The 11,179-nt window shown below is 70.3% G+C and carries 10 protein-coding genes and 1 pseudogene; 3 read left to right on the top strand and 8 right to left on the bottom strand.

Annotation, left to right across the window (positions count from 1 at the left end):
- Positions 1-119 precede the first annotated feature (119 nt).
- On the top strand, positions 120-923 hold the full coding sequence (locus JK356_RS15125) for a trypsin-like serine protease (protein WP_201868414.1): 804 nt from the start codon (positions 120-122) through the stop codon (positions 921-923).
- A 73-nt stretch (positions 924-996) separates the two neighbouring features.
- Here the strand turns inward: JK356_RS15125 and JK356_RS22380 are convergent, their stop codons facing one another.
- The 6 genes and pseudogenes from JK356_RS22380 to JK356_RS15155 form a co-directional block, all read right to left on the bottom strand.
- Positions 997-1,464 (bottom strand): hypothetical protein, encoded by a 468-nt coding sequence (locus JK356_RS22380; RefSeq protein WP_201868415.1) that lies wholly within the window; start codon positions 1,462-1,464, stop codon positions 997-999.
- 53 nt (positions 1,465-1,517) lie between these two features.
- On the bottom strand, positions 1,518-2,540 hold the full coding sequence (locus JK356_RS15135) for a hypothetical protein (RefSeq protein WP_201868417.1): 1,023 nt from the start codon (positions 2,538-2,540) through the stop codon (positions 1,518-1,520).
- A 193-nt stretch (positions 2,541-2,733) separates the two neighbouring features.
- A pseudogene (locus JK356_RS15140) lies at positions 2,734-2,879 on the bottom strand (MerR family DNA-binding transcriptional regulator); the annotation flags it as partial.
- 271 nt (positions 2,880-3,150) lie between these two features.
- Positions 3,151-4,632 (bottom strand): MFS transporter, encoded by a 1,482-nt coding sequence (locus tag JK356_RS15145; protein WP_307815598.1) that lies wholly within the window; start codon positions 4,630-4,632, stop codon positions 3,151-3,153.
- A 374-nt stretch (positions 4,633-5,006) separates the two neighbouring features.
- Positions 5,007-5,765, bottom strand: coding sequence for a hypothetical protein (locus JK356_RS15150; protein WP_201868421.1), 759 nt, complete (start codon positions 5,763-5,765; stop codon positions 5,007-5,009).
- Positions 5,766-5,796: 31 nt separating this feature from the next.
- On the bottom strand, positions 5,797-6,456 hold the full coding sequence (locus tag JK356_RS15155) for an MOSC domain-containing protein (protein ID WP_201868422.1): 660 nt from the start codon (positions 6,454-6,456) through the stop codon (positions 5,797-5,799).
- Positions 6,457-6,681: 225 nt separating this feature from the next.
- Here JK356_RS15155 and JK356_RS22560 point away from each other — a divergent pair, with 225 nt between their 5' ends.
- Together JK356_RS22560 and JK356_RS15165 are read left to right on the top strand one after the other, a co-directional pair.
- Positions 6,682-7,152 carry a hypothetical protein gene (locus tag JK356_RS22560; protein WP_201868423.1) on the top strand — a complete coding sequence of 157 codons (471 nt, stop codon included), beginning with the start codon at positions 6,682-6,684 and terminating at the stop codon, positions 7,150-7,152.
- Positions 7,149-7,715, top strand: coding sequence for a suppressor of fused domain protein (locus tag JK356_RS15165; RefSeq protein WP_201868424.1), 567 nt, complete (start codon positions 7,149-7,151; stop codon positions 7,713-7,715). The genes JK356_RS22560 and JK356_RS15165 overlap by 4 nt, the downstream gene beginning before the upstream one ends.
- A gap of 179 nt (positions 7,716-7,894) precedes the next feature.
- Here the strand turns inward: JK356_RS15165 and JK356_RS15170 are convergent, their stop codons facing one another.
- Both JK356_RS15170 and JK356_RS15175 read right to left on the bottom strand, forming a co-directional pair.
- Positions 7,895-8,998 (bottom strand): hypothetical protein, encoded by a 1,104-nt coding sequence (locus tag JK356_RS15170; protein ID WP_201868425.1) that lies wholly within the window; start codon positions 8,996-8,998, stop codon positions 7,895-7,897.
- A 285-nt stretch (positions 8,999-9,283) separates the two neighbouring features.
- A complete protein-coding gene (locus JK356_RS15175; protein ID WP_201868426.1) occupies positions 9,284-9,820 on the bottom strand; it encodes a hypothetical protein in 537 nt (178 codons plus the stop codon).
- Between the last annotated feature and the right edge of the window lie 1,359 nt (positions 9,821-11,179).

Below are 11,179 nucleotides of genomic sequence, written 5' to 3' on the forward strand. Positions count from 1 at the left end.
GGACACAAAACAGACACGGACCTCTGACACCGGATACCTGCCCAACGCTCCCTCAGCCCGGTTGAGTGGAAGGGTCAAACGTGTCCATGACGACACGTCGTCCACCCTGAGGGAGCACTATGACGTTCCGAACCGGCCGCCGTGCCACCGCGGCTCTCGCCCTCGCCACCGCCGCTGCCGCCGCCGCGGTCGCGCTGCCCGGCACCGCGACCGCCTCCGACACGTCCACGCTGATCGTGGGCGGAACCCCCGCCACCACGGACGAGTTCCCGTTCATCATGCAGCTGACGACCCCGGGCAACTTCCAGTTCTGCGGCGGCGCCCTGGTGGCGCCGACCAAGGTCGTCACCGCCGCCCACTGCGTGGAGGACACGGCGCCCGACGAGGTGAACGTCGTGGGCGGGCGCACCGAGCTCGGCGGCACCGACGGCACGGTCCGCGAGGTCACCGACGTGTGGATCCACCCCGACTGGGACCCGGACGCCTTCACCGCCGACGTCGCCGTCCTCACCCTGGCGGACGACATGCCGTACGAGACCCTCCCCGTCGCGGGAGCCGACGACACCGACCTGTACACCGAGGGCAACACGGCCACCCTGCTGGGCTGGGGTGACATCCGGGAGGGCGGCCCCTCCCCCGACCAGCTGATGACGGCGCAGGTCCCGGTCGTCTCCGACGCCGACTGCACGGCGGCCTACGAGAACTGGCTCCTGCCGTACGACCCGGACACGCAGGTCTGCGCCGGTCTGCCCGAGGGCGGCGTCGACTCCTGCCAGGGCGACAGCGGCAGCCCGGTCGTCATCGACGGCACGCTGGCGGGCATCGTCTCCTGGGGCAACGGCTGTGCCCGGTCCGGGTACTACGGCGTCTACACACGCGTGACGGCCTTCTCCGACGACATCGCCGAGCAGGTCGCCTCCTGACCTGCTGCCGCACCACGGTGCCCGGCGCGGCCCGTTGCCTCCCCGGCGGGCCGCGCCGCCGTGCGCCGGGCCGTCAGCGGCGCCTGGCCGCTCCGGGGAACCGGACGACGCCGTAGGCGAGGAACACGTAGCCGAGCAGGCAGCACCACAGGCCGGAGCCGTCATCGCCGAAGTCCGCCTGCGGCAGGTAGCAGCCCGCCAGCCCGCCGCTGATGACCGTGTGGGACAGGTGCGCGCCCCACAGCCGCCCCGGCACGTAGGCGGTGGCCAGCCATGGCGGGGAGCCGTCCGGGTCAGCGGCCACGACGGCCGCCGTGACGAACCCGGTGACCTTCCGCGCCGCCGCCACCTCCCGCGCGGACCGGCGCCGGACCCCCGGGGCGTCGGCCAGCTCGGGCCGCACCATCGTCACCGCGACGTACCGCCCGCTCGGGGAACGCCCCAGACAGACGCGACCCATGCCGCCCGAACCGAGACGCCCGGTGAGCCGGTACCGCCCTGCCTGCCGCGGATCCGTCGCCGCGAGTGGCTCCACTGCCACCGTTCCCCGCTCTCCCCTCGCTCATCCGGATGGTCTCCGGCGTGCCACCCGGGTCACTCCGGGTCGGTGTCCTCCTCGGCGGGGCTGGTGAAGTCCGGGCTGTCGTCGTCCGGTTGAGCGGATCCCGGACCACGGCCAGAACGGCCTCCGTGGGCGCGCGGGCTGCCGAACTCCGGGCCGTCGTACTGGGGGGCCGAGTAGTCCGGAGGGGCGTATCCGAGCTCACCGCGCGGCCCGGGCAGCGGCTTCGTCTCACTGTCGTCGTCCGCCCCGGTCTCGGCCGGGCTGGAGAACGCCGGCCGCAGGAACTCGGGCCCGGAGAAGCTCGGATGCGTGTAGCGGGGCCGCAGCGCCTGGCGCGGCTCGGCGCTCTCGTCGGGGTGAGAGGAGAAGTCGGGGCTGGTGAACTCCGGGCTGGAAAAGCGGAGCCGCGGCGTGCGCCGGCTGGCGTGCCCGTCCCGCGGAGCGCCGTGTGCGCGGAGGAACGGCATGATGCCGTGGTCGTACAGGGCCCGGCGCCACTCCTCGCGCGCCCGTGCGATCTCTTCAACCGGGCGCTGCGCGCGGATGGCGGTCGCCGAGCTGTTGCGCACGGCCGCCACGACGAGTGCGATCACGGCGACCACCACGCCCATCGCTGCCATGGCCGCGAACGCCCAGCCGGCCTGCCGCATCGGTGCGGCGAGGGCGGGTTCGGCGTCGGTCAGGCCGAGCCCGTACCCGACGGTGAGGAAGACGAGCGCGGTCACGGTGCTGAGCACCGGCACCAGCGCGAACACGGCGGCCAGCACGCCCGGTCCGCCGGAACGTTCCTCCGTGCTGGCCGAGCGAAGTGCCCTAGGCAGCGCGGGAGTTCCCGGGGCGGCGCCGTACCGGCGCCGCAGCCGGTCGAACCTGCTGTACTCGCTCTGGGCGGCAGCGGCGAGGGCGGGCAGCATGCGCAGCGCCTCGGCCCGCAGTTCCGTAAGCCGCTGCTCGTCAGCGCCGGTGGACAACCGGTACGTGCGCAGCGCTTCCTCGAGGACCTGCTCGAACTCTTCCCGGTCCTCGGCAGGTAGTTCATAAGCGCTGTTCATGATCGCGTCCCCAGTCGCTCGTAGGGAGGCTGGCGAGCAGGAGAACGATCGTAAGGCCCGGAAGCCATTCCCGCACCGGTGTATCCATCGATCTCCCATGTGATCCACCCCGCGCGGGCACCCGTCCTTCACACGCCAGGCAGCCGGGCATCTGACCAGGCAACCGGGAGCGGCGGAAGACGGGCGCAGCGTCCCGGTCCCCGGCGGGCGTGCGCAGCGACGGCCGGGCGAGGCCGGTGGCGTCCCAGTGGTGCAGGGTGCGGACGGTCACGCCCAGGCGCGCCGCGGCCGGCCGACGGTCAGGCCCGCGGTGTCACCGGTACGCGCGGCGTCAGGCATGGTCCCCCGTGTCGCGGGTACGGTCCACAGCGCCGTCGCCGGTGTCCGGCGGGGTGATGCCGACGGCGGCGCGGTTCCGCGCCGCCTGCGGGCATCGCGTAGATGCCGCGGAACGGCGCGGGCGGCCTCACGCCGGGGCCGGAGGGCGGGGACGGGGCTGATCTGGAAGGCGTCGAAGTGCTCGCTCATGCCGTCCCACCCTGAGTCCTCACGCGACGTGAGGGTCAAGCCAGGCTCGAGCCGGGCCGTCCCCCGCCGTGCCGCGCGGCGCTCAGGCGCGGGCGGCCGCGGGCTCCTCGGCGGGCGGCGCGGCCGGCCCCTCCCCGGTGGACTGGCCGTCGCGGGCGTCCGGCGTCCGCGCGGGGATCGTGGCGGCGATAAGGGCGGCGGCCAGGGCGACGCCGCAGCCGATGAGCATGCCGGTGCGGAAGCCGGCCTCGGACGGCAGCGCGTGCCCGGCGAACTCGGTGGTCATCTGCGCCAGCACGACGCCGACGACCGCGGCCGAGACGGACGTGCCGATGGAGCGCATCAGGGTGTTGAAGCTGTTGGCCGAGCCGGTCTCCGAGCGCGGCACGGCGGCCATGATCAGCGCGGGCATGGCGCCGTAGGCGAGGCCGACGCCCGCGGTGCACAGGCAGGTGACGACCAGCAGGGTCCACGTCGAGCCGAGCAGGCACACCGACGAGCCGTAGCCGAGGGCGATGACCAGGCTGCCCGCGCACAGCGTGAACTTGGGGCCGCGCGCCGCCGACAGCCGCGCACCCAGCGGCGAGACGGCCATCATCACCAGGCCGGAGGGCGCCATCCACAGGCCCATGGCCAGCATGGACTGGCCCAGCCCGTAGCCGGTCTCCTCGGGCAGCTGGAGCAGCTGCGGCACGATCAGCGACTGGGCGTACATGGCGAAGCCGACGACCAGCGAGGCGGCGTTGGTCAGCAGCACCTGCGGGCGGGCGGCGAGCCGCAGGTCCACCAGCGGGGCGGGGGTGCGCCGTTCCCACCAGCCCCAGGCGAGCAGCGCCACGGCGGCGGCGGCGAACAGGCCGAGCGTGGTGCCGCTGCCCCAGCCCCAGTCGCCGCCCTTGGAGACGGCCAGCAGCAGGCAGACCAGCCCGCTGCCCAGGCCGATCGCGCCGACGCCGTCGAAGCGCCGGGGGGCGCCGCCCGCGCGGGCGGCCGGGGGCGTGGCGGGGATCAGCAGCCAGATCAGGGCGGTGATCGCGGCGGCGAGCCCGGCGGAGCCCCAGAACAGCGCGCGCCAGCTGGCGTGCTCGGCGACGGCGGCCGACAGCGGCAGGCCGAACGCGCCGCCGATGCCCATGGACGAGCTCATCAGGGCGATGGCCGTGCCCAGGCGTTCCGGCGGCAGCAGGTCGCGCAGCGCGCTGATGCCGAGGGGCACGATGCCCATGCCCATGCCTTGCAGGCCGCGTCCGGCGATCATCGGCACGACGGAGGAGGACACCGCGCACAGCACGGACCCGGCGAGGAGGGGGCCGCAGGCGACGAGCATCATGCGGCGCTTGCCGTAGAGGTCCCCGAGGCGGCCGGCGACGGGAGTGGTGACGGCGCCCGCGAGGAGCGTGGCGGTGACGACCCAGGAGGCGTTGGAGGCGGTGGTGCCGAGCAGCCTCGGCAGGTCTCCGATCAGCGGCACCACGAGCGTCTGTGTGAGGGCGGCGACGATGCCGGCGAAGGCCAGCACACCGATGACACCGCCCGGGCGGGCTGCGGGCGCGGAGCCGGTCACGGATCCTCCGGGAGGAGCTGACGGAGCGGACGAGCCGAGCGAGCGTGCATCGTACACATCGCATGCATAGCGCATGTAAAACGACGAGGCGTGTCCTGCCGCTGACGAGCCGCATCCGCGGAGACCACCCGTTGTGGGCCGCCGGTGAGGGAGAGCCGCCCGCACGGCCCGGCCCGAAGCGGGCACCGTCGTGACGCGGGATCCCCCTCGCGCAGCGGTGCATCCCATCGGAGAACCCGCGCACGCGGTCAGGTTCGCGACCATGCTGCCCGGGCACCACATGCACCTGAGCAACCCGCACCCGCGGCGCGAGCGGCCGCATGGAGCGCGCGACGGCCGTCTCTGGCCGCGGCCATGAGCCGCCTCGCGCCGCGTCACTCCGGCGGGCCGAGGACCGGGACGGGTTCGAGCGAGCCGTCGCAGTCGCGGACCGGCAGCAGGCAGCCGCTGCGCACCGGATCCGGCGCGCGGTGGTCGGAGGGCATCACCACCATCCACCGCGAGCCGCCCGGCCAGCCGCCCGCCAGGTAGCCCCCGGCCGCGTCCGGCCCGAAGATGCGCTCGCTGGGCACCAGCGGCGTGCCCTGGCGCAGCCACCGGTTGACCCGCGCCCACAGCGGGGGGTCGGCGCGGGCCGCGCACAGCCAGGCGCCGAACGCCGCGTGCAGGCGCGCGGCTTGCTCGGGGGGCGTGCGCACGTCGATAAGCACCCAGGCGCGGTCACGGGCGTCGCCGGGCGGCGCGTGCAGGCACAGCGAGCGGGACTCGACGACCAGCCCGTGCGCCAGGAACACGCGGTGGCACCGCTCCAGCCAGGCGTCGCGCTGCCGCACGTTCCACGCGTAGACCAGCGGCACGGCGACCGCGCAGCCGCACGCCGCCAGCAGCAGCGCCGGCTCGGCCACGCCGCCCGCCAGGAACGACGCGCCGCCGCAGACCACCGCGAGCAGGACGAGAGCGACCGGCACCGCCCATGGGCTGCCGAGCGGATCCACCCTGGCCACGAAGTCCTCAAACCCCGTCAGGTCCGGCGGCTGGCCCGCGCGCGTCGCCCGCTCCGCGTCGCCCGGCGCCGTGCGCTCCCAGTAACGCCGCGGCTCCCCCGGCGGCGGCGTCAGCTTTTTCCTCCCCATCGGCCCATTGTGCGGCCGGAGCGCGCCGCCGTCACCCGTCCGGACGCGCGACGCGCCGGCGTACGAGCGCCGCGATGTCCTCCGGCAAGGCGTCGGCCGCCAGCAGGCGCGGCAGCAGCTCCGGTTCACCGAAGAAGGCGCGGAAGACCACGGCGATGGTGACGTCGTGGTCCGGGCGGTGCACGATCTCCACCGGATCACCGGCGCTGATCTCACCGGGCTCGATGACCCGCAGGTAGGCACCGGGTACGGCGGCGCGGGTGAACTCCTTGATCCAGCCCTCGCGCCGCAGCCAGCCCTCGAACGTGCCGCACGGGGTACGCGGGCAGGACACCTCCAGCACGGTGCCGCGGCCCACGCGCCAGCGTTCGCCGATGCGCGCGCCGTTGACGTCGACCCCGACGGTGGTGAGGTTCTCGCCGAAGACGCCGTTGGACAGCTCCCTGCCCATCGTCTCCTGCCAGCGGTCCAGGTCCTCGCGGGCGTAGGCGTAGACGGCCTGGTCGTCCCCGCCGTGGTGCTGCACGTCGAACACGCGGTCGCCCGCGAGCCCGACCGCGCCGGTCCCCTTGGGACCGGGCGCGGCGACGGCGACGGGCCCCTCGACGGGCCGCTTGTCGATGCCAGTCGCCTCGATCCCCTTCCAGGGATTGGGCCGTGGCCTGCCGATGTTCACGGACAGCAGCTTCATGGCCGACGACGGTACGGGGGCCGGTGCGGTCGCCGCTAGAGGTTTTCCCCGGCGGCTGCCGCGCCGCGCAGCAGGCGGCGGGCCGCGCCGACGAGGAACGCCCCGAACCTTGCGGGGCGTTCGACCGTGAACTCGACGCCCGACAGCACCAGGACAGTGGCGAGCCACTCATAGGAGTCGGCCTCGGCGGTGTAGCGGCACCGGTCCTCACCCAGGGGCTGGAGCGTGCCGGCGGGAAAGCTCTCCGAGCGGCGGATCGTGCTGGACGAACCGGCCGCCGGGCTCCACGGCGTCGACGTGGACCGGCTGCTCGCGCTCTTCGGCGACCTGGTGGACGGCGGGGCGACGCTCGTCGCCATCGAGCACCACCCGCGCGTCATCGCCGCGGCCGACCACGTCATCGACCTCGGGCCGGGCTCGGGGCCGGACGGCGGCAGCGTCGTCTTCGAGGGCACCCCGGCCGGCCTGGCCGCCTGCCCCCGCCTCGCTGACCGGGCGCTACCTGCGGATGGCCGCGTAACGGGCGGCTCCGGCGCGGCCAGCGGCGCGTGGCTGTGCGAATTCACCGCACTTGTCCCGGCGACGGACCAGGACATGTATGCCACGATCTTCCGCGAACCGATCGCGCCGGGCCGCACCCCCACGCATCCGTGCTGGTCCGGCCACCTGACGACCAAGCAGGAGCCCCCCACATGACCTCGCCCACCGCCGCCCCGAAGCTTCTCGACCACCTGGAACGCTTCCTCGGCCGGATATGTGACATCGAGTCCGGCGAGACCAGCGAGGGCCACCGGGGATACGACCTGGTCGAGTACCGCCTGGAGGACCGCGGGGTCGCCTCCGTCATCACCAACGGGCTGCGTTTCCAGGACATCACCACGCTCCAGCCGCAGGAGCTGGTCTGCACGCTGTACGAGGACCAGCGGCACATCGCCCGCTACTTCACCGATGCCATGGCCCGGCTGACGCTCAAGCACCAGCGAGGACTGGAGTACGGCTTCCACTTCGACAACCGACGGCCGCTCGTGGAGGGCACGGAGATCTGCGGGCTGCTGGCCCACCCGAGCCCGCTGTTCGGCGAGGAGTTCGACCTGGTGTGGAACGAGGCGGGCGCCATCGCCATGCAGATCATCACGCTGATACCGCTGACGGATCCGGAGATCGAGTTCGTGGAGGCGGAGGGCCCCGAACGGATGTGGGAGGTCTTCCAGCTCCACCGCGTCGACGTCCTCGACGTGAAGCGCGAATCAGCCGTCTGACGCCTGCCGCTCCTGGCACAGCCCGGTCAGCCGCCGGCTCGTCAGCACCTCCGCGGCGGCGGCCGGGTCTCCGCCGGCGCGGGCGTCCGCCCCTCTTCCCGGGCTCGTGGCTGGCTGACGCGGACGCGGTTGCCGCCGGGACCGGGCACCAGGAACTGCCGCACGCCGTCAGCCCGGCACTACGGCACCCTCAGCTCGGAACAGCCGTACCGCTCCGCCTCCGCCCGCGCGAAACTGGCCAGCAGCTCGCGCTGCACGGCACGTTGCTCCCGCGAGTACGCCGGGCTTCCCTCCTCCGCCACAACGCGGAGCGCATACCGCCCGATGCGGAAGGGAGCGGGACACTCCGCCTGAGCCCAGGCTCTCACCACCTGGCTGTCCTCTTCCGCCACACCGGATGCGCTCTCCGCCAGTTCAACGGTGTGCCTCGTCTCCTCTACTGCGTAGCCCCCGTACGACGCAGACAGCAGCACGTACGTCTGCCCGTCGTCGCTGAGTTGCAGCCGGCAACCCGACAGTGGCGCCGATCCGGCAGACCCGTCCACAACTGAGACCACACCCAGTGTGCTGGCAAGCTCCTGGAAACCAGGAAGACTCCCGCACAACCCATCGGCCTGCTGCACCGGCACTGCGTCATCCAGGGAAGGGACGTCCAGCTCGTTCACCTCACCCCCAAGCTCGGACTCGCACTGTTGGTCCGCAGCCACATTGGCGGCCGTACCCGTCGCCACACGGGCCAAGGCCGCATAATCCGCGGAGGTAGGGTCGGGGGCATCATCCCCGCGCTCACCACGGTCTGCGGCCTCGTAATCCGCCCGCACTATCAAGTCTTCTGTTTCACCACAACGGACGGTAACGGTTGCGCTGGCCGCACGTTCATCCGCTGCTACGAAACCGCTCCAGCCATGGCCAATAGCGGCAGGAACTTCCCGGCCGATCCCCGGTGTCGTTCTGGAGATGTACTCGAGCTGGTTCATGTAGCCGATCGCTACCCGGACTTCGCTCTCATCTCCCTCCCAGGGAGATATCACACAGACCTGCTCCCAGTAGATACCACTGCCGCCGGCATAAGTACCCGTCTTCAGATCATCACTGTTCAAGACGTCTCTGATCTCCGCCACAGCCAGCTGACCGGAGCACGAGTTCGCAACGTCGCACTGCGCGTTCCAACGCGGAAATCCCTCAAACAGGACATAAGTTAAGAGAACTACGAGCACCAAGGAACCGGCAAAAACACCGACCCAGAAAACTATACCCTTCTTCCCCGCCTGCAAGAAGTTCACTCCTCCCAGCAATCAAGAGCCGCACCGCCGCTTTCTGCCCCTCTCCTCCGCAGCCCCAGAGCTATCCCCGCTTGCTCGCACCTTGCCCCTTGGCGCACACCCCGTACCAGGACGTTACCTAGCGCAGCAGAAACCGGATGAAAAAACTCCCTCACTGGGGACGCGACGAAAACAGAGCTGATCACGGGCACCTATGGCACTCAACAATGTCCGCTTACCGACACTAAGATCCGCCGCACAAAAACGAAGACTTAAGGCACATACTATGCCTGCAAATAGCCAAGACTAGGAATCGCAGCCAAGAACTTCACGGACACTCTCTTCGAGAGCTCCCTGAAAAACCACCGAGGGGTACTCCTCGGTATCCTTGAACATGGTTCGATCGCGGTATTCTTTGGACTCCGAAGTGGTGAGGTAGGTCGGGATGCGGTCGCAGGGTTCGACCTCAGTACCAGCAGTACGGATAGTGTCGATCAAGCTGTTATTCTGCACCACGGCCGCAGTGATATCTGGGATGTCATCACCAGGGAGCCAGATATCACATAGCCATACCCCTGCCTCATTCCGCACCCGCTGCTCCAGCGTTTCCCCTTCATAACGGGGATCTGCGTCCCCTGGGAGGGTAAACCCTTCGATACCGCACACTGATTCCGGATCCAACGTCTGAACCGGACCGCTGCCCCCCAGCGCTGACAGCGTGTACGACCCCTGCTCCACAGCAGGGCATCCCGCCATCTCACTCAGCCGCTGCCCGACTGCCGTCAGCAGATCAATCGTGCTATCCGTAGCATCTTCACCACCTGCAGGGTGATCGATGAACACCTGAAGCGTCAGCTCGTCCCCCCGATGTCCCTCCCGACAACGCTCTCCCAGTCCTCGCACTGCGAAGGAAAGACAATCCATCCCCCGCTAGCGGTTACAGCTCCGAAGAAAACACCATCAAAAAGTGAGTGACCAGTGTCAACGGCGATGCTTTCCCGCCATATTGGATATCCGGCACCCGCGGTCCTGATCCTTAAGGTGGCACTAGAACTCATACCAGGAGGAAAGAATCCCTTACCGCTGATAACACACTGAGAGAAGACCGACTCGAGGTTTCCTGAAGCCGACAGCCGACCATCGTGCTCCAGCACCGCCTGGACGTCGTCCTGCTCCACAAGACCGCCACAGAAATCACCGCTGGCAAGCACATTGGTCTCGGAATAGACCCACCACACCGAGGCTGATACCACCACTGCCAGCGTTACAGCTATCCCCTTCGAGCGCCACCCGGCCATCACTATTCACCGCCCGAGCAACACACATGCGCGGCTGCGAACAGAAACATAACCATCAACGCCTTGCTTCCTCGCCGTTTCCACATCGAATCCATTGAGTCGTCATCATCTTCTGGGTCGATACCTTGCAGGATTGCAGCCCGGCCCATAAGTGCCCCGGCTCGACGGAATCCTGAATTTCCGCCCACCTATCCCGACCCGGCATACCAGCAGGCTTAGCTCACAACAGCAGTACCGCTCCGCTTCCGCCCGCGCACAACTGGCCAGCAGCTCCCGCTGCGCCTCACGCTCCGAAGCGCTGAAGGACGGCGCACCCTCCCCCGGCCCTCGTAGTCCAGCGCGTACCGCCCCACCCCCACTGGGAAGGACACTGCGCCCCAGCCAACGCCCGCCGACCTGGTCCTTCTCCTCCGCGACCCCGAAGGCGGAGCGCGTCAACTCGGCGCTCCGCAGTGCCTCGTCCTTGGCGTACCCCCCTTGCCAGGCCGTCACCGAGTACCGAGGACCGCCATCCTCCCTGTACGGCAGACAGCAAAGCAGAGATTGACGCTTCGCTCCGATCCGGATGCTCGTACGCACTACATCCACCCCGCACGCAGGCCCTCTGCTCCGCGCAGCGCCTGCGCTTCGTCAGGACTCGCTCGCGCAGGGCTTGGGTCTTGTGCCCCCACGCCGCGGCCCACGTGCTGAGACCACGCGCCGTGCCAGCCGTCGGTTAACGAGTGCAGGCGTGTGCGGGTAGCTAGCTGAAGGACACCATCGCTCATTGCCCCTCCGTCACTCATCGTGTCCTCCCCATGACGCGTGCCATGCTGCCGTACGGAGTCAGACCGGGGAAGAGGCGTCTTCGGCTACGGAACCGAATGAACTTGCGTATCGTGCGTGTTGGGTGATTAGCATGGAG

Source organism: Streptomyces sp. 7-21, from assembly GCF_016741785.1.
Taxonomy (GTDB): Bacteria; Actinomycetota; Actinomycetes; order Streptomycetales; family Streptomycetaceae; genus Streptomyces.